Source organism: Halomonas terrestris (assembly GCF_049166755.1).
GTDB lineage: Bacteria > Pseudomonadota > Gammaproteobacteria > Pseudomonadales > Halomonadaceae > Halomonas.
Map to the genome: position 1 here is coordinate 57,526 of NZ_JBMHFZ010000010.1, position 17,288 is coordinate 74,813.

General features: G+C 68.2%; 18 protein-coding genes. 1 reads left to right on the forward strand and 17 read right to left on the reverse strand.

Features of this window, described 5'->3' with window-relative positions; genetic code table 11:
* The first annotated feature begins 26 nt into the window (after positions 1–26).
* Positions 27–788, forward strand: coding sequence for a thiol:disulfide interchange protein DsbG (gene dsbG / locus ACOMD9_RS11445; RefSeq protein ID WP_421414885.1), 762 nt, complete (start codon positions 27–29; stop codon positions 786–788).
* Positions 789–899: 111 nt separating this feature from the next.
* Here dsbG and ACOMD9_RS11450 read toward each other — a convergent pair whose 3' ends face one another.
* The 17 genes from ACOMD9_RS11450 to ACOMD9_RS11530 all read right to left on the reverse strand — a co-directional run bounded on the left by ACOMD9_RS11450 (position 900) and on the right by ACOMD9_RS11530 (position 17,176).
* Positions 900–1,931: a c-type cytochrome gene (locus ACOMD9_RS11450; RefSeq protein ID WP_421414886.1), complete on the reverse strand. Its 1,032-nt coding sequence runs from the start codon at positions 1,929–1,931 to the stop codon at positions 900–902.
* 14 nt (positions 1,932–1,945) lie between these two features.
* On the reverse strand, positions 1,946–2,596 hold the full coding sequence (locus tag ACOMD9_RS11455) for a c-type cytochrome (protein WP_421414888.1): 651 nt from the start codon (positions 2,594–2,596) through the stop codon (positions 1,946–1,948).
* Between the two features lie 44 nt (positions 2,597–2,640).
* Positions 2,641–3,960, reverse strand: a complete 1,320-nt coding sequence (locus tag ACOMD9_RS11460; protein ID WP_421414891.1) for an ATP-binding protein — start codon at positions 3,958–3,960, stop codon at positions 2,641–2,643.
* Complete coding sequence (locus ACOMD9_RS11465; protein ID WP_421414894.1) at positions 3,957–4,667, reverse strand: response regulator; 711 nt, start codon at positions 4,665–4,667, stop codon at positions 3,957–3,959. The genes ACOMD9_RS11460 and ACOMD9_RS11465 overlap by 4 nt, the downstream gene beginning before the upstream one ends.
* A gap of 162 nt (positions 4,668–4,829) precedes the next feature.
* Positions 4,830–5,258 (reverse strand): DUF6691 family protein, encoded by a 429-nt coding sequence (locus ACOMD9_RS11470; RefSeq protein WP_421414897.1) that lies wholly within the window; start codon positions 5,256–5,258, stop codon positions 4,830–4,832.
* Positions 5,255–5,716 (reverse strand): YeeE/YedE family protein, encoded by a 462-nt coding sequence (locus ACOMD9_RS11475; protein WP_421414899.1) that lies wholly within the window; start codon positions 5,714–5,716, stop codon positions 5,255–5,257. Before ACOMD9_RS11475 ends, ACOMD9_RS11470 begins: the two co-directional genes overlap by 4 nt.
* Before the next feature lie 49 nt (positions 5,717–5,765).
* Entirely contained in the window at positions 5,766–5,957 is a 192-nt protein-coding gene (locus ACOMD9_RS11480; protein WP_421414900.1) for a YgaP family membrane protein, read from the reverse strand.
* Between the two features lie 71 nt (positions 5,958–6,028).
* Positions 6,029–7,795, reverse strand: coding sequence for a SulP family inorganic anion transporter (locus ACOMD9_RS11485; RefSeq protein ID WP_421414902.1), 1,767 nt, complete (start codon positions 7,793–7,795; stop codon positions 6,029–6,031).
* A 3-nt stretch (positions 7,796–7,798) separates the two neighbouring features.
* On the reverse strand, positions 7,799–8,233 hold the full coding sequence (locus ACOMD9_RS11490) for a protein tyrosine phosphatase family protein (protein ID WP_421414905.1): 435 nt from the start codon (positions 8,231–8,233) through the stop codon (positions 7,799–7,801).
* Between the two features lie 43 nt (positions 8,234–8,276).
* Positions 8,277–9,143 (reverse strand): MBL fold metallo-hydrolase, encoded by an 867-nt coding sequence (locus ACOMD9_RS11495; RefSeq protein WP_421414908.1) that lies wholly within the window; start codon positions 9,141–9,143, stop codon positions 8,277–8,279.
* Between the two features lie 505 nt (positions 9,144–9,648).
* Positions 9,649–10,557, reverse strand: coding sequence for an MBL fold metallo-hydrolase (locus ACOMD9_RS11500; protein WP_421414909.1), 909 nt, complete (start codon positions 10,555–10,557; stop codon positions 9,649–9,651).
* Positions 10,558–10,634: 77 nt separating this feature from the next.
* Positions 10,635–11,285 (reverse strand): peroxiredoxin, encoded by a 651-nt coding sequence (locus ACOMD9_RS11505; RefSeq protein ID WP_421414911.1) that lies wholly within the window; start codon positions 11,283–11,285, stop codon positions 10,635–10,637.
* 247 nt (positions 11,286–11,532) lie between these two features.
* The gene (locus tag ACOMD9_RS11510) at positions 11,533–12,003 is read right to left on the reverse strand and encodes a DsrE family protein (protein WP_421414913.1); all 471 of its coding nucleotides are present in this window, start codon (positions 12,001–12,003) and stop codon (positions 11,533–11,535) included.
* A gap of 58 nt (positions 12,004–12,061) precedes the next feature.
* A complete protein-coding gene (locus ACOMD9_RS11515; RefSeq protein WP_421414916.1) occupies positions 12,062–12,658 on the reverse strand; it encodes a rhodanese-like domain-containing protein in 597 nt (198 codons plus the stop codon).
* A 210-nt stretch (positions 12,659–12,868) separates the two neighbouring features.
* Positions 12,869–14,278, reverse strand: a complete 1,410-nt coding sequence (locus ACOMD9_RS11520; protein ID WP_421414919.1) for an MBL fold metallo-hydrolase RNA specificity domain-containing protein — start codon at positions 14,276–14,278, stop codon at positions 12,869–12,871.
* Positions 14,279–14,367: 89 nt separating this feature from the next.
* Complete coding sequence (gene glyA, locus ACOMD9_RS11525) at positions 14,368–15,633, reverse strand: serine hydroxymethyltransferase (RefSeq protein WP_421414922.1); 1,266 nt, start codon at positions 15,631–15,633, stop codon at positions 14,368–14,370.
* A 130-nt stretch (positions 15,634–15,763) separates the two neighbouring features.
* A complete protein-coding gene (locus tag ACOMD9_RS11530; RefSeq protein WP_421414923.1) occupies positions 15,764–17,176 on the reverse strand; it encodes a hypothetical protein in 1,413 nt (470 codons plus the stop codon).
* Positions 17,177–17,288: the final 112 nt, after the last annotated feature.

Sequence of the window (17,288 nt, forward strand, 5' to 3'; positions counted from 1 at the left end):
CCCTGTCTCCACCCAAGGAACCACCGATGCGACCACGAACCCTCCTCCTCCCCGCCGGCCTCGCGGCCCTTGCCGTGGCGCCCCCGACCCTCGCCGATGACCACTGGCCGGCCCCCGTCCGGGCCCTCACCGACCAGGGGATCAGCATCCATGCCGAGTTCGAGGCCCCCGGCGGCCTCACCGGCTACGCCGCCAGCTACCCGGGCGGCGAGGTAGCCATCTACCTGACACCGGACGGCGAGCACGCCGTGGTCGGCACCCTGGTGGATGCCGAGGGCGAGGACCTCTCCAGGGCCGCCCTCGACGAGCACGTGCGTGCGGCCCGGAATGCCGAACTCTGGGAGAGGCTGGAGACCAGTCACTGGATCCTCGACGGCGACCCCGAGGCCGAACGGGTGGTCTACACCTTCACCGACGCCAACTGCCCCTACTGCCGCCAGTTCTGGGAGGAGGCGCGACCCTGGGTCGAGGCCGGCGAGGTCCAGCTGCGCCATATCATGGTCGGCATCCTGGCCTCCAACAGCCCGGCCAAGGCCGCGGCCCTGCTCGGCGCCGACGACCCGGCCGCCGCCCTTCACGCCCACAGCGGCTCGGGCGAGGAGGTCGAGCCCGCCGCCCAGCCCCGCGAGATCGAGGAGCAGGTCTATGCCAACAACCAGCTGTTCGAGGAACTGGGGCTGATGGCCACTCCCACCACCCTGTACCGCGACGGTGACGGCCTGGAGCGCATCCAGGGCGTGCCCAGCCCGGAGCGCATGATCGAGGCCATGGGCGGCGAGGCCCCCTGACGCCTCGACTCCCCGGACGCAGAGAGCCCCGCCTGGCAGGCCAGGCGGGGCTCTCTTGTGACTGGCTGCCGCATCGGCTCGTGGGAGCCGTGCGGAGCCAGACAGGTCGCCTCAGTCCTCGAGGTCCTCGAAGCGTGGCTGACCCACGTTCCAGGGACGCACGTCGCCCTTCTCGCCCGTGTTGTCGTGGTCGGCCAGGCGTGCGCCATCATGCTCGCGCACCAGGCCGTACCGGGTGTGCCGGTGGAAGGTCGGGCCGAAGCGCTCCCGGGTCTCCTCGACGTCGCCGGTGTAGCGCGGGTCCTGCGGACGCTCCTGGCTGGTGACGTACAAGGCGACGTCCCAGGCCTCCTGGTCGGTCAGTGACATCGGCTGGCCCAGTGGCATGTTGTGCTTCACGAAGCCGGCCATGGTGAAGGTCCGCGAGATCCCCGCGCCCCAGTTGTTGGAGCCGTCGCCCCAGGGCGCCGGGAAGACGTACTCGCCCCCCTGGTAGAGACCGGAGCCGTCCTCGCTGTGGCAGATCGCACACTGCTCCAGGTAGACCTGCTCGCCGCGCTCGTAGCTCGGCTCCTGCTCGGGGTCGTCCAGGCGCGGGAAGCCGCGGCCGTAGATCGGCTGCTCCGGGTAGACCGGCGCCCCCTTGGCCAGCCACTGGTGGTAGGCGGTCAGGGCCAGCATGTCGTCACTGCCGTACTCCGGCGGCGTGCCGTTCATGGAGTAGGCGAAACAGCCGGCGATGCGCTCTTCCAGGTTGTTGACGTGATCGTTCTTGCCGCGGTAGTCGGGCAGCGTCACCGCTGCCGGCCAGACCGGACCACTGAACGGCTGGCGCCCTTCACCCAGGTGGCAGCTGGAGCAGTTCATGTCGTTGAAGACATTCTCGCCCCGCAACTGCTGAGTGTTCATGAAGAGGTCATGGCCGCGGCGGATGACCTTCTTGGTCTCCGGATGCAGGTCGGACTCCTCGAGATCCTGCATGGTCGGCGGCACATGCACCAGCTCGCCCTCCTGGGGTGCCGGGTAGCCCATCTCGACCAGCTTCTCGTACTCTGTCGTGACCGGCTCTGCCCAGGCGGCCATGCCCGCGCCGGCGGCCAGGGTCGCGACGACCAGGGCCAGGGTTGTCCTGTGATGGTTCATGATCTGCTCCCCTTTTATTCGGACGCCACGGACTGGTCGGCCAGCCAGGCGGAGACGGCGGTGATGTCGTCGTCACTCAAGCGCTTGGCGATGGCCCCCATCAGGTTCTGCGGGTCGTTGCCCCGTTCATCGGCCTGCCAGGCACGCAGCTGCTTCTCGATGTAGCCGGCATGCTGGCTGGCGATGCCGGGGAAGGTGCTGCCCACCCCCGCGTTGCCGGGACCGTGACAGCTCTTGCAGGAGACGATGTACTCGTTCCAGTCGCCGTGCAGGGCCAGCTGCTCGCCGCGGGCCAGCAACGCGTCGTCGACGTCGCCGCCCTGGGCCGCGGTCACCGGCATCTCGCTGTAGAAGGCCGCCACGTCGGCGATCTGCTGATCGTCGAGCATGTTGGCGAACGGCAGCATGGTGGCGTTCTGGCGGCGGCCTTCCTTGAAGTCGTGCAGCTGCTTGGCGATGTAGTCGGCATCCAGTCCCGCCAGGCGCGGCCAGGATTCACCACCGGGCACGTTCATGCCGCTGCCGTCGGCCTGGTGACAGGCCACGCAGGTTCCCGCAGCCGCCTGGCCGCGCTCGGCATCGCCTTCCAGCGCCATGGCCTGGCCGGCGGCCAGGCCGACGCCCAGCAGCAGGCCGAGCCCACCCGTGATCCTCTTGCTGGTCATTGTGTTCTCCCCCTCGTATTGTCATCGACCCCTGTACGGAGTGTTCAACGGCCCACCTCGACCGGGAAGGTCAGGCGGGCCTCCAGCCCGGCCCCGTCGGGACGGGCAAAATCGAGCCGGCCGGCGAAGCGTTCGGCGATGGCCACCACGATGGCCAGGCCCAGGCCGCTGCCGCGCTGCTTGCTGGCCCGCCAGAAGCGCTGGCCCATCTGGCCCAGGGCCTCGTCGTCGACCCCGGGCCCATGGTCGCGTACCCGGAAGGTCAGCTCACCGGCCGACGCGTCCAGGCGGGCCTCCACCGCCACCGGTTCCCCCTCGCCGCCGTGGCGCAGGGCGTTGTCGACCAGGTTGCGCAGCGCGGTGACGGCCAGCTCCCGGGGCAGCGCCAGCTCGACCTCCGGCCACTGCTCAGGCATCCGGAAGCGCGAGGTCGCGACCCCGGTGTCGCGCAGGGCCAGCTCGACCACGTCGTCGACCCGGCTGCGCTCGCCGTCCTCGAACTGCGCGCGCCCCTCGACCCGTGCCAGCATCAGCAACTGGTCGAGGGTGCGTGACAGGCGCGCCACGCCCTCCTCGGCATGCGCCAGCGCCTGGCGCGCCGTCTCGCCCTCGACCCGGCTCGCCACCTGCAGGTGGGTCTTGATGGCGGTGAGCGGCGTGCGCAGTTCGTGGGCCGCATCGTTGGTGAAGCGCTGCTCGCGGATGATGGCCTGCTGGATGCGCGCCAGGAGTCCGTTGAGCGTCTCGATCAATGGCCGCACCTCGCCTGGCACCCCGTAGGTGGCCACCGGCGCCAGGGCATCCGGGTGGCGCCGGGCCAGGGAGTCGCGCAGACGCTGGAGCGGCTTGAGGCCCCGCACCACACCGAGCCAGAGCGCCGCCATGCTGCCGAGCAGTGCCACGATGAAGGGCACCACCGCCACCTGGATGACGTTGCGCAGCAGCAGGTTGCGCTCATCCATGCGGTCGGCGGTGGTGATGGTCAGGCCGCCGCGCTCGTAGGTGAACACCCGCCAGGTGACCCCACCCTCCTCGCGGTAGGCGTGCCCGCGCTCGCCAGCCGCCAGGATGGTCTCGAGGTCGGTGTGGGTGCGCGCCATGATCTCGCCGCGGGGCGAATGCACCTGGCAGGCCAGCCCCTCGATGGGCGGAATCGACAGCGCCCGCTGGTCGGCCTGCAGCCACACCTCCTCGGGGAGTTGCGCCATCAACCCGGCCACCATGCGTGCCGACTGGGCGAGCCGCTGGTCGAGAGTGGCGACGAACTGCTGGTGCAGGTCGCGCATCAGCCAGGCCGCCGCCAGGCTCCACAGCAGCGCCAGGGTCAGCCCCAGGGTCAGCAACAGGCGCGTGCGCAGGCTCACGACCGCCTCCCGCCGCCGGTGTCCGCATCCATCGGCACCTCCACCGCCGATGGCTTGCCGAGGCGATACCCCAGCCCGCGGACGGTCTCCACCACCCGGCTGCCGAGCTTGCGCCTCAGGTGGTGGATATGCACGTTGAGGGCGTTGCTCTCCACGTCATCGTTCATGCCGTAGAGGCTGTCCTTGAGCTGGTCGGCGGAAAGCACGCTGCGGGGTGCCTGCAGGAAGGCCTCCAGCAGCACCAGTTCCCGACGCGACAGGGCCACCGGCCGCCCGGCCACGGTGACCTCCCGCGCCACGGGGTCGAGGCACAGCGGGCCGTGCTCGATCAGCGCCCGGGGGCGCCCGGCGGCACGGCGCAGCAGCGCCAGCAGGCGGGCCACCAGTTCGTCGAGGTCGAAGGGCTTGACCAGGTAGTCGTCGGCACCGCCGTGCAACCCCGCGACGCGGTCGCTCACCGCATCACGGGCGGTGAGGATCAGTACCGGCGTGGTGATGCCCGCCGCTCGCCACTCCTCGAGCAGGGCCAGGCCATCGCCATCGGGCAGGCCACGGTCGAGAATCACCACATCGCTCGACACGGCCTCCATCGCCGACCGCGCCGCCGCCAGCGACGCCACATGGTCGACCACGAAGTCGTAGACAGTGAGCCCGGCCTGGATGCCGGAAGCGACGAGGGTGTCATCCTCGATGAGCAGAACGTGCATGGCATGGGATCCTTGTTGTGTGCGACATCCTGTCACTCGACCATTAAGAAGGCGTTAAATGGTTATAAGGCTAGAACCTCAAGCCGGCATCCATTGGTCTAACGGCAAAATCCCCCGACGGCCAGGCCAACGGGGGATGGGGCTGCCTCGGGTGCAGTGCTGTCAGGACCTGGCGGGAATCGCCCGGGCCAGGAACCAGCCGGCGATCATCGCCACCAGCATGGCAACCAGCGGTGCCGTGAGCCCGCCGATGGAAGCGAAGGCCGGGCCCGGGCAGTAGCCCGAGAGCCCCCAGCCGATGCCGAACAGCGCCGCGCCACCGATCAGCCTGCCGTCGAGGTCCTGCCGGGTCGGCAGCTGGAAGGCCTCGCCGTAGATCGGGTTGGGCCGCTTGAAGACCAGCCGATAGCCGATGAAGTTGGTCACCACGGCGCCGCCCAGCACGAACATCAGGGTCGGGTCCCAGGCGCCGAAGATGTCCAGGAAACCCAGCACCCGGGCCGGATCGGTCATGCCGGAGATGCCCAGGCCGAGGCCGAACAGCAGGCCGGCGACATAGCCCATCACGCTTCTCATGGTCTCGGTCTTCATGCGCCACCTCCGATCAGGTGCCGTACCGCGAAGACGGTGATGATGGCCGTCACCAGGAAGGTCACCGTGGCCACCATGGAGCGCACCGACAGCCGCGACAGGCCGCAGACGCCATGGCCGCTGGTGCAGCCGCTGCCCAGCCCGGTACCCAGCCCCACCAGCAGGCCGGCGAAGAGCATCAGCACCACGCCGCCCGCCGGCTCGCCGACCACCTCGCCCGGGTGGCCAACCACATTGCCCAGCCCGCCGCCGACCAGCATCAGCAGGATCGGGCCGCTGACGAGGCCGAGCAGGAAGGTCAGGCGCCAGGCGCTGTCGCCCCGGGGCCTGGCGGTGACGAGATTGCCGATGATGCCGCTGATGCCGGCGATACGCCCCAGGGTCGCCATCAGCCAGGTGGCCGAGAGGCCGATCAGCACGCCGCCGATCAACCCCTGAAGGCTCGCTGTCCAGTCCACGTGTCGTCTCTCCTCGATAGGTTCGCGTTCCACCAGCCGCCGGCTGGCGTCAGGATTTTCCCTTGCAGGTACTGATGCCCAGCAGGCTGTAGGCCGGGCAGGTATTGAGCACGCCGGTGGCCAGCGGCAGGATGCCGATCCAGCCCCAGGCGCCGATGGTGCCGGTCACTGCCAGCCCGATCAGCAGCGCCCCGACGACGATGCGTGCGATCTTGTCGATACCGCCTACGTTCTTCTTCATGGTGAGTCTCCTTGGTTCCAGCTGTGTGATCCGGCCGGTGGCCGGACACGGGTCATCTCATGGGAGGACCGCTACTTGCCGCTCGCCAGGTGCGCCTCCGGACAGGCCTTGCCGGCCGAGGGGGAAACGCCCTCCTCGTGCAGCGCCCGCCAGGCATCGTAGGTGCTGAGGAACACCTTGCCGGTCAGCTCGTGGCAGAACTCGGTGTTGTGCAACCGATCCATCACCGGCCCCTTCACCTCGGCCAGGTGCAGGCTCACCGCCGAATCCTTGAGCCGGGCATTGATCGCCTCCAGGCTCTCCAGCGCCGAGGCGTCGATGACATTGACCGCCTGGCAGGCCAGCACGAGGTGCCGAAGGCCCGGCTGCCGGGCGGCGATCTCCATCACGGTGTCCTCGAGATAGCGCGCATTGGCGAAGTAGAGGCTCTCGTCGACCCGCAGGATCACCAGCCGCTCGTCGGTCTCCACCGCGTGGCGCTGCACGTTGCGGAAATGCTCGCTGCCCGGCACCCGGCCCACCACCGCACTGTGCGGGCGGCTGGTGCGGTAGAGATGCAGCGCCAGCGACAGGCCCACGCCGACCAGGATGCCGCTCTCCACGCCATGGCCCAGGGTCACCACGATGGTCGCCAGCATGGCGGCGAAGTCGCTGCGGGAGTAGTCCCAGGTCCGCTTCACCGCGCCGATGTCCACCAGCGAGAGCACGGCCACGATGATGGTCGCGGCCAGGGTGGCGATCGGCAGATAGGCGATCAGCGGGGTCAGCAGCAGTGCCGCCACGGCGATACCCACCGCGGTGAAGGCCCCGGCCGCCGGCGTCTCGGCGCCGGCATCGAAGTTGACCACCGAGCGGGCGAAGCCGCCGGTCACCGGCATGCCCCCGGTGAAGGACGCGGCGATGTTCGAGGTCCCGAGTCCCACCAGCTCCTGGTCGGGGTCGATGCGCTGGCGCCGCTTGGCGGCCAGGGTCTGGCCCACCGATACCGACTCCACGAAGCCGATGATGCTGATCAGCAGCGCGGCCATGAACAGCTCGCGCCACAGGTCGAGCTCGACGCCGGGCAGGGTCAGCGGCGGCAGGCCCGCCGGCACGCTGCCGACCACGGCCACGCCCCGCGCGTCGAGGCCCAGCGCCCAGGTCGCCAGGGTCGTCACCGCCACGGCGAGGATGGGGGCCGCCTTGGTCAGCATGTCCGCCGGCCTGTCCGGCATGCCCAGGCCCAGCAGACCCGGCTTGAGCCAGCGCCGTGCCGCATAGAGGAAGACCAGGACCGACACCCCGATCAGCAGGGTCGGGGCGTTCACCCCGCCCAGGTTGGCGACCAGGCTCCCCACCAGTTCCAGCAGGTTGTGGCCCGAGGCCTCCACGCCCAGCACATGCTTGGCCTGGCTGGCGGCGATGATCAGCCCCGAAGCGGTGATGAAGCCGGAGATGACCGGGTGGCTGAGGAAGTTGGCCAGGAAGCCCAGCCGCGCCACCCCCATCAGGGTCAGGATCAGCCCGGACATCAGCGCCAGCACCAGGGCGGCACCGAGGTACTCCGGCGTGCCCTGGGGAGCCACCTGCCCCACCGCCGCCGCGGTCATCAGCGAGACCACCGCCACCGGCCCCACCGCCAGGGTGCGACTGGTGCCGAACACGGCGTAGACCACCAGCGGCGCGATGCTGGCGTAGAGCCCCACCTCCGGCGGCAACCCGGCCAGCATGGCGTAGGCCAGCGACTGCGGGATCAGCATGATGGTGACGATCACCGCCGCCAGCAGGTCGCTGGTCAGGGTGGCGCGACCATACTGGGGCAGCCACTGCAGGATGGGCAGATAGCGCTTCGGGTTCATCGCTCAGTTCTGCCCGGCGGCGGCTTCCAGCAGCGGACGCCGCTCCTCCAGGTCATGCCCGGCGGCGCGGGCCGCGGCCAGCAGTGCCGGGATGTCACAGGTCGCGCCCTGGCTGCGGGCATGGGCCCAGAGGTGCACGGCACGCCTTCCGGTCCTGCAGAAGGCCAGGATCGGGGTGGGCAGCTCGTCCAGGGCCCGGCCGAAGGCCGCGATGTCGGTGTCGCCGTACTCGCCCGGGGTCACCGGGATGCAGCGCCACTCGAGGCCGAGCTCGGCGGCCCGCTCGCTCAGGGCGCGATCGTCGGGGTGATCCTCGGCCGCGCCGGGGCGACGGTTGCAGATCACCGCACGGAAACCGCGCCGGGCGACTTCCTCGAGGTCGGCAGGGGTGATGGCGTCGGCGATGGCGAAGCCGGGTTCGAGTTCGTGGATCTGCATGGGCACTCCTCCGCAGGAAGGCGTTGAACGGGATGGACCAGGATCAGAACTTGTTGATCGGCACTTTCAGGTAGACCTGGCCGTTGTCCTCGGGCGGCGGCATGTGCCCGGCGCGCATGTTGACCTGCACCGACGGCAGGATCAGCCGCGGCATGTCGAGGGTCGCATCGCGCTCGGTGCGCATCCTGACGAACTCCTCCTCGCTGATACCCTCGTGCACATGCACGTTGTGGGCACGCTGCTCGGCCACGGTGGTCTCGTGCTGGTACTCCTCGCGCTCCGGCGCCTTGTAGTCGTGGCACAGGAAGAGGCGGGTCTCGCCGGGCAGGGCCAGCACCTTCTGGATGGAGCGGTAGAGGGTGCGGGCATCGCCGCCGGGGAAGTCGCAGCGGGCGGTGCCGTAGTCGGGCATGAACAGGGTGTCGCCGACGAAGGCGGCATCGCCGATCACGTAGGTCAGGCAGGCCGGGGTATGACCGGGAGTGTGCAGCACTCGCCCTTCCAGCTTACCGATGGTGAAGGTGTCGCCCTCCTCGAACAGGCGGTCGAACTGGCTGCCGTCGCGGGCGAACTCGGTGCCGGCATTGAAGGCCTTGCCGAAGACGTCCTGGACGACGGTGATGTTGGCACCGATGCCGGTCTTGCCTTCCAGCGCCTCGTGCAGGTAAGGGGCCGCGGAGAGGTGGTCGGCATGGACGTGGGTCTCGAGGATCCACTCCACCTCCAGGCCGTTGTCGCGCACGAAGGCGATGATCTCGTCGGCGGAGCGCACGTCGGTGCGCCCGGCGGCGTAGTCGAAGTCGAGCACCGAGTCGAGGATCGCGCAGGACTGGCTGTCGGGATCCTTCACCACATAGCTGAAGGTGTTGGTGGGCTCGTCGAAGAAGGGAGTCACGATGGGCCGGGACATGGCAGTCACCTCCAATGGATGTCGTTGCCTCTGCTATGCAAGACATTATAACGAAGTTTTCGTTCTATATATATACTGATTACTCATAAAAAAGAGCGAAGGGAAAGGCCCCGGGCATACCCCTGAGGATCCTGTTCCCCTCGCACGACCGCCTCATGCGGGCGGCTTCCCGGAGCCGACAGGCGTGCCGGCCCCGGCAACCTGGCCACCCATTTCCAACACACTGATAATGAAGAAATATTCCTGGGAATCCCTCAGGATTGGAGCCCGGCGGCTGCCGGCATCGAACCCTGTTTCACCCTAGTGTCAGGCCCGCGCGGACTTCTTGATCTGCAGCAAGACCATGGGGCCCGGCAGGGATGAAAAACATCAGCCGGCCCGCTCATTCCTGCAGCCTATCCGAGCGGGTCCCGACATCAGGATGGCCATCCCTGGCCCGAGGCTTCGATCACCACATCTCACCCCTCTCCCTCCGGTTGCCGGCGCGGGGAGCCGCGCCGGTCATTCAGTCCCAGGCCGCACCTTCCAGGGCGTCCAGGGGAATCTTCAGGTAGCGCCGGCCGTTGGCCTCGGGTTCGGGGAGTCGACCGCCCCGGGTGTTCACCTGCAGCGAATGCAGGATCAGCTTGGGCATCGGCAGTTCGCTGTCGCGCTGCTCGCGCAGGGCGACGTAATCGTCCTGGGTCATGCCGGCCAGGTGCGGGTTGCGGCTTCGCTGCTCGGCCACCGTGCTCTCCCACTCCGGCTCTCGCCCGCCGGGCATGTAGTCGTGGCCGGTGAACAGGCGCGTCTCGCCGGGCAGCGCCAGGATCGCCTGGATCGAGCGCCACAGCTGATGGGCGTCGCCACCGGGGAAGTCGGCCCGGGCGGTACCGAAATCCGGCTGGAAGAGGGTGTCGTGAACGAAGGCGGCATCGCCGATCACGTAGGTGATCGAGGCCAGGGTATGGCCCGGCGAGAACATCACGCTCGCCTCCAGCTCACCGATGCGGAAGGTGTCGCCCTCGGCGAACAGTCGGTCCCACTGGCGCCCGTCGGCAGGAAAGTCGGGCCAGTGGTAGATTCCCTTCCACAGCGCCTGCACCTCGACCACATGCTTGCCGATGGCGGTCGGCGCCCCGGTGCGCTCCTTGAGGTAGCGGGCCGCGGAGAAGTGGTCGGCGTGGGGGTGGGTGTCGAGGATCCACTGCACCTCGAGCCCCTGCTCCTTCACGTAGGCGAGCAGCTCGTCGGCATGGTGGGTGGCGGTGGCACCGGACTTCTCGTCGAAGTCGAGCACCGGGTCGATGATGGCGCACCGCCGTGAGACAGGATCGCTGACCACGTACTGCACGCTGAAGGTCCGCGGATCGAAGAAGCCGGCGACATCGGGCTTGCCGGCTCCCGTGCTGCGGGAAAGGGAAAACGTCTTCATGTTGGCCTCCTTACGCCTGAAACGTCGACTCGGGCCATGGGCCCCGGCAATCCACTGGGGCCCGGTTCGACCCGTGCTTACAGGGTCTTCTTGGAGAAGTACCAGTCGGTGTACTCGTAGCCCTGGTCCTTGCGGGCCTCGGCCTCGGCATCGGTGTGCGGCGGCGGCACGATGACCGGCTCGCCCGGCTGCCAGGCTTCCGGGGTGGCCACGCCATGCTCGTCGCTGGTCTGCAGAGCCTTGACCAGGCGCAGCACCTCGTCGACGGAGCGGCCGTTGCTCATCGGGTAGTAGATCATCGCGCGCAGGATGCCATCCGGGTCGATGACGAAGGTGGCACGCACCGCCGAGGTGTCGCTGGCACCCGGCTGCACCATGCCGTAGGCGTTGGCCACCTTCATGTTCAGGTCGGCGATGATCGGGAAGGGGATCTCGATACCGAAGTTCTCCTTGATGCTGCGGGTCCAGGCGATATGCGCATGGATGCCATCGATGGAGAGCCCCAGCAGTTCGGTGTTGACCGCCTTGAACTGCTCGGCACGGGTGGCGAAGGCCGAGAACTCGGTGGTGCACACCGGAGTGAAGTCGGCGGGGTGGGCGAACAGCACCAGCCACTTGCCCTTGTAGTCGGCCAGTGACTTCTCGCCCTGGGTGGTCTTGGCGGTGAAGTCGGGGGCCGGACGGTTGAGCTGCGGCATGACGGGCTGCTGGACGGCTTGCATTTCCATTATCGAACTCCTCGGGTCGCGATCGTGGAGAGCGACATGCCCTCCGCGTTTCTACGGTTATAAAGTTAGCTCAATATGGAATATATTGACCAATAAGTCTTTCCGATGAGCCGGATAGCCTGGCTACATCGTTGTTTTTTCAAGAAAATAAACAAGAAAGCCGCAACCCCCGGCAAAGGTCCGGGGGTCACGGCAAGGAGGTTCGGCACTCGCGCAACCGGCACGGAAGCGCGAGCGGCAGCCGGTATCAGAAGCTGTAGACGGGTATCGCCGGGTCGCGCATCATCTCTGCCATGGGGCCGGGAGCCGCCACGCCCACGCCCTCGCGCAGATCGCCTTCCTCGTGGTCGCTGTTGGGGAGGTAGATGGCGCAGACATCCACGCTGGCCCCGTTGCCCATCAGCATGCCCAGAATGCCCTCCGGCTTGACCTGGCCCGCCGGGTTGCTGGGGGGCGTGTTGATCGCCTCGGCGCTCTCGTAGCCCTGGATGGCCAGTTCGCCCGCTGCATCACACAGCAGGATGTGCAGGTCGGTCCCCTGCTGCTGCATGGCGTTGGAGAGGATCATCGCCATGCCCTGGGTCTGCAGGGAGTCGCTGGTGAGGATCACCAGGGCCCTGTCCTCGTGAGCGTTGCCACCGTGGCTGTCGGCCAGGGCAGCGCCGGAGAGGCCGATGGCAGCGGCAGCGGCCAGGATTGCCGTCTTCTTGATGGTCATGCTGTCACCTCTTGCTGGTTGTCGCGTTTCACGCCTCGGCGAGGCGTGTCTTGCGGTGTCAGGATCCGTCCGCGGGGCGCCAGGCGACGCCGGGGTCGATCTCGTAGCTCCAGGGCAGACCGGAGTTGCGCCAGCCGTTCAGTGCGCGCACGCCCCTGGAGTCGCCTTCCTTGAGGGTACTGCCCTCGAAACCGTCGCTCACCGAGTAGACCTGGCGGTAGCCCATCTCGGCGATCGCGTCGGCACCCGGCGCGCTGCGGGTGGAGCCGGAGCGGCAGATGACGATGATCGGGTCGTCCTCGGCCACGCCCAGGGCCTCGAGGCGCTCCTTCACCCGGGGCTCGAAATCGGCGTTGCGTACCATGGGCCAGGTCTTCGCCTCGTCGTCGAAGTTGCCGCGATCGGCCAGCACCCAGGGCACATGGATATCGGTGGGCTCGGCGAAGCCGGTGAACTTGATCTCGATCGGGTCGCGCACGTCGATCAGCACGGCGCGTTCGTTCTCCTGAAGCAGCTCGAAGGCCTCGACCGCCGAGACGTAGAGCCCGAGCCGGGTCTCGCGGTAGGCGTCGGCCTCCTGGGCCAGCCCGGGAGTACTCGCCAGGGCCGTGGCCAGGACGGAGCCTGCCAGCAGGCGCTTCATCAAAACGCTCATAACACATCCCTCTAAGCAAATAACTTATTGCAGTCAGACAAGCCTAGGGCATCCCGGGATGTTTCGCATGGGGCATGTGGCCGCACCTCGATCGAGGTCACGAGAAGGCTTCGCTCACCGACAGCCTGCTGCCGCCGGCCGAGGTGGCAGCGCGGCTCGGGGCCGGCGAGTCGCGCTGCCGCCGGGGGCAAGACGGCAGTTTGTCGCGGCTCAGAGCTCGATACGGTCGCCGTAGGCGGGTATCTCGGCCTCGATGTCGCTCTCGGCCAGGGCGGCCTTGAGCACTTGCTGGGTCTCGGGCTCGCCGTGCACCAGGTAGAAGCGCGGATCATTGCGGAAGGCCCCGGCCCAGCCGATCAGCTGGGTCTGGCCGGCATGGGCCGAGAAGCCGCCGATGGTGTGGACCTGCGCCTTGACCGCCAGATCCTGGCCGAAGACGCGCACCCGCTCGGCCCCGTCGACGATCTGCCGCCCGAGGGTACCGGCGGCCTGGAAACCGACGATCACCAGCCGGGTGGCGGGCTTCTCGAGGTTGTAGCGGAAGTGATGGATGATGCGCCCGCCATTGCACATGCCCGCACCGGCAATGATGATGGCGCCGCCATGGATGCGGTTGATGGCCATGGACTCCTCCACCGTGCGAGTCAGGCGGAGGATGGGCAGGTACTGGCTGGTGTCGCCGCTGGCGGCGATGTTGAGCACCTTGAGGTCCTCGGCATCGAGCGCCTTGCGCGCGCGATGGTAGAGCTCGGTGACCTTGATCGCCATGGGGCTGTCGAGGAACACCATCTGCTGGCGCAGCCGACCCTCGTGGTAGAGCACGCTGAGGTGGTAGAGGATCTCCTGGGTGCGCCCCACGGCGAAGGCGGGAATCAGCACATTGCCGCCCTCCTCGTGCGCCTCCTCCAGCACTCGGGCGAACTCCTCGAGGGTCTCCTCCAGGGGACGATGGTCACGGTCGCCGTAGGTGCTCTCCATCAGCACCAGGTCGGCATCGTAGACCTTCTCGGGATCCTTCATCAGCACCGAGCTGGGGTTGCCCAGGTCACCGGAGAACACCAGGCGCCGGGTCTGGCCGCCGGAGGGAATCCCCAGCTCGACGATGCCCGAACCGAGGATGTGGCCCGCATCGCGGAACACCAGGGTCGCGCCCCCGGGGAGGTTCACGGGCTGGCCGTAGCCATGGGACTCGCAGAGCGCCAGTGTCTGCTCCACGTCCTCCAGGTCGTAGAGCGGCTCGACCGGCGGCTTGCCGTTGCGCTTGCGCCACTTGTTCTCCCACTCGACGTCCTTGGCCATGACGAAGGCGGCATCACGCAGCATGATGTCCAGCAGGTCCCGGGTACCGCGGGTGCAGTGGATCGGCCCCCGATACCCCTCGCGCACCAGCTTGGGCAGCAGCCCCGAATGGTCGAGGTGTCCGTGGGAGATCACCACCGCCTCGAGCTGCCCGGCCAGGGCACCGAAGGGCCTGGCATTGGCCTCGTCGGCGTCGGCACCGCCCTGATGCAGGCCGCACTCGAGCAGCAGCTTGTGGGAGCCCCCATCGCCGTCCACCTCGATGAGATAGCGCGACCCGGTTACCTCCCCGACCGCGCCCTGGAATGTCAGTGTCGACATGGTGTTTCGATCCTTTCCCTGCTGAAGCCATGGCTTCAGCATACTGGATCGTGACGGCTCACGCGCTGCCCGCGGCCAACATCCTCACCTCAGCGATAGACCGGGAAGCGGGCGCAGACCGCCGCGACCTTCTCCTTGACGTCGGCCTCGATGGCGGCCGTGTCATCGCCGGCCGCCATGACGTCGAGGATGTCACAGATCCAGCCGGCCAGGTCGGCGCACTCGGTCTCGCCGAAGCCGCGGGTGGTGACCGCCGGGGTGCCGATGCGCAGGCCCGAGGTGACGAAGGGGCTCTGGGGATCACCGGGCACGGCGTTCTTGTTGACGGTGATGTGGGCGCGACCCAGGGCGGCGTCGGCGTCCTTGCCGGTCAGGCCCTGCTTGATCAGCGAGAGCAGGAAGAGGTGGTCCTCGGTGCCGCCGGAGACGATGTCGAAGCCACGCTCGATGAACACGCCGGCCATGGTCCGGGCATTCTTCACCACCTGCTGCTGGTAGTTCTTGAACTCGGGGGCCATGGCCTCCTTGAAGCAGATCGCCTTGGCGGCGATGACGTGCTCCAGGGGGCCGCCCTGGCTGCCGGGGAAGACCGCTGACTGCAGCTTCTTCTCGATGTCGGCGTCGCCCTCGCTGGAGAGGATCAGGCCGCCGCGTGGACCGCGCAGGGTCTTGTGGGTGGTGGTGGTGACCACATGGGCGTGGGGCAGCGGGGTCGGGTAGACGCCGGCGGCCACCAGGCCGGCGATGTGCGCCATGTCGACCAGCAGGTAGGCGCCCACCTCGTCGGCGATCTCGCGGAACCTGGCCCAGTCGATGACCTGGGAGTAGGCGGAGAAGCCGGCGATGATCATCTTGGGGCGGTGCTCGCGGGCGAGGCTGGCCACTTCCGCGTAGTCGATGCGGCCGTTCTCGTCGATGCCGTACTGCACGGCATTGTAGTGCTTGCCGGAGAAGTTGGGCCTGGCGCCGTGGGTCAGGTGGCCACCGGCATCCAGGCTCATGCCCAGCACGGTGTCGCCCGGCTTGACCAGAGCCTGGAAGACGGCGGCATTGGCCTGGGAGCCGGAGTGGGGCTGGACGTTGGCGTAGCTGGCGCCGAACAGCGCCTTGGCGTAGTCGATGGCCAGCTGCTCGACGATGTCGACGTACTCGCAGCCACCGTAGTAACGCTTGCCGGGATAGCCTTCCGCGTACTTGTTGGTCAGCTGGCTGCCCTGGGCCTCGAGCACCCGGGGGCTGGCGTAGTTCTCGGAGGCGATCAGCTCGATGTGGGCTTCCTGGCGGGCGACCTCCTTCTGCATCGCATCGAACAGGGCGTCATCGAAACCGGCAATCGTCATGTCACGGCTGAACATCGGCGGGAAACCTCGCATCAGGGGGAAATCCGAAAGGCGCATGATACCCCAGCCCATGACGGCTTTCACATGAAAGGCCGTCATGGGGAAGCCCATCTTTTCTCATGCAGGCTTTAGCCAGGCTACAGCGTCAGCGAGCCTCCACGCTCAGCGAGAGCTTGTCGGGCAGCGCCAGGGGGTCACCGGCCCAGGTTTCCAGGTCGCTCTCCGCCGGCAGGGTGATGCCGATCGCCAGCTCGCTGGCGTTCCCCTCCAGCAGGTCGACCAGCCCCATCAGCACGGACTGGACCTGGGGGCCGAACATCATGCCGAAGCCCTGGGCCTGGGTACGCGCCTGCTCGATGTACTGCGCCTCGGTCACCCCCTCCATGGCGGCCCCCAGGGTGGCCAGGCGGCCGAACAGTCCCAGGTCGGCCAGGGTCAGGTGGATCTCGCCTCCCAGCAGGGTGGCCGCCTCCAGCAGGTCGGTATCGGCGAACACCTCGACCGGGGCGATGCCGTCGGGCAGCACCAGCGGCAGCTCGATGTCGAAGAGCAGGCGCAGGGCGTCATGGGCGGTGACCTGGCTGTCGCTCCTCAGGATGCTGCGATCGCCGTCCTCCTCCCAGTTGCCGAGGAAGGCGGCATCCAGGCGCAACTCGCCGCTGCCATCGGTGAGCACGTTGCTGGCCATGCGCAGCTGGGTCCGCTCCTCCTCCGGGGCGAGCTCGATCATGCGTGCCAGGTCGAGGTGGAAGCCCTCGAGGCGCAATCCGCCGACACCGTCGCTGAAGTCCCCGTCGAGGTTCAGCTCCTCCAGCGATCCCACCAGACGGTCGGAGGCGATATCGAGGTCGCGCAGGGCCAGCAGGTCCAGGGTCTCCTCCTCGCCATCCAGCCCGGCCAGCCCCTCCAGGCGCAGCGAGGCGAGGCTGAAGGAGCCGGTCCCCAGGTCGCCCAGGTCCTGCCCGGTGCCGGCCACGTCGCTGAACTCCAGCATGCCGATGGCCGAATGGGATAGCGCCTCGCCGCGCACCCTGTCGATGGTCAGCCGGCCCTCGCCCTCGCGGAAGGCCGAGCCCTGGAAGAGGTCCTCGGCGATCTCCGAGGCCAGGTCGATGTCGATGCCGTCGATGGCCAGGCTGCCGATGCGCAGCGCCTCCGGGGCCAGGCCGCCATCCAGCGGCAACACGGCCCGGGAAGGCTCACCCAGGACGATGCGCTCGACGCTCACCAGCATCAGCTCGGTCAGGCTGTCCTCGATCCGCAGCCCCTCGAGGATCACCTCGTCCGGGCTGTCGTAGTCGCCGCTGACGATGTATCGCTCGATCAACAGGCGCTCGCCCTCCTGCGCCTCGAAGACGATATTCTCGGCGCTGACGCGTGAGCGCATCATGGCACTCGACACCTCCCCCAGCGAGAGGTTGCCGCCCTCGCCGAACAGCGCCCGCAGGTCGGCCTCCAGACGCTCGGCATCGGCGGCCGCGACACCGCAGGCGCCCAGGAGCGTAGCGAAGACCAGGATCTGGCCCAGGCGAGTCGCCTGGGGACGAAGTGCATGCATCGGCATCACCTCCTGTGTATGGACTCTCGCGCAGGGAAAGCGGCGACGTCAGCCGGCGCCACGATTACACAGTGTAACCGTAATGGCGCTATCGCTGCGGCATCGTGGGCGA